This is a genomic window from Asaia sp. SF2.1, assembly GCF_000505765.1.
Lineage (GTDB): Bacteria > Pseudomonadota > Alphaproteobacteria > Acetobacterales > Acetobacteraceae > Asaia > Asaia bogorensis.
On sequence record NZ_AYXS01000012.1, the window covers coordinates 274,963 to 275,282 of the forward strand.

Annotated in this window: 1 protein-coding gene; it reads left to right on the forward strand. The window is 60.3% G+C overall.

Annotated elements, in window-relative coordinates; all coding sequences use genetic code 11:
• Positions 1-23 precede the first annotated feature (23 nt).
• Positions 24-122, forward strand: a complete 99-nt coding sequence (locus P792_RS39655) for a hypothetical protein (protein ID WP_369794223.1) — start codon at positions 24-26, stop codon at positions 120-122.
• The last annotated feature ends 198 nt before the right edge of the window (positions 123-320 follow it).

Genomic DNA, 320 nt, shown 5'->3' on the forward strand with positions numbered 1-320 from the left:
TCGATCATCTGACGGGTCATGGCGTGGCCTGCGAACCGATCCGTACTGACCCGTATACAGGCAAGCTCTATACCTTCTTTACCGACCCTGATGGCCTGCCGTTGGAGCTCTATCAGAACTGACCGCAGAACCGTTAGTCCTAGAAAAGGCCTAGGGTAGCATCTGCCGCACGACACTATCCCCTCGCTGATCTGGGGACCACGCCCCTGATACGCCGTCTGGATCAGGGGCATACTCGTTACGCTCCAGAGCGCATCGCCTCCTGCTCACGAGCCGCATAGAGGGCGGAAAGCGGCGGGGCCACCTCCTCAAGCGAGCGG